Here is a 371-nt window from a genome sequence, read left to right on the forward strand (position 1 = left end):
GATCTGGCCCGCCACATCCTCGGCCACCAGCATCTGATTCTTGTACTGCTTGCTGCTGTTGGCATGGCTGAAGTCGATCATCACCTTCTGGGGCAGACCCGCCTTGTCCAATCCCTTCACGACCTCATCCACATGGGCGGCGCTGTAGTTCGGTTCGCGGCCACCGCGCAAGATGATGTGGCAATCCGGGTTGCCGGCTGTGGAGACGATGGCGGAGTGGCCATATTTGGTCACCGACAGGAAGTGGTGTGGCGCGCTGGCGGCGCCGATAGCGTCGATGGCGACCTTGATGGTGCCGTCGGTGCCGTTCTTGAAGCCCACCGGGCAGGAGAGACCTGAGGCCAGCTCACGGTGCACCTGGGATTCGGTGG

General features: G+C 62.5%; 1 protein-coding gene. It reads right to left on the minus strand.

The window, feature by feature from the left end; translation table 11 throughout:
* The coding region (locus tag BN1130_RS02560) for a 3-deoxy-7-phosphoheptulonate synthase (RefSeq protein ID WP_042040113.1) at positions 1-371 on the minus strand (371 nt) is incomplete at both ends.

Origin of the sequence: Aeromonas rivuli, from assembly GCF_000820045.1 — a bacterium.
GTDB classification, from domain to species: Bacteria; Pseudomonadota; Gammaproteobacteria; order Enterobacterales; family Aeromonadaceae; genus Aeromonas; species Aeromonas rivuli.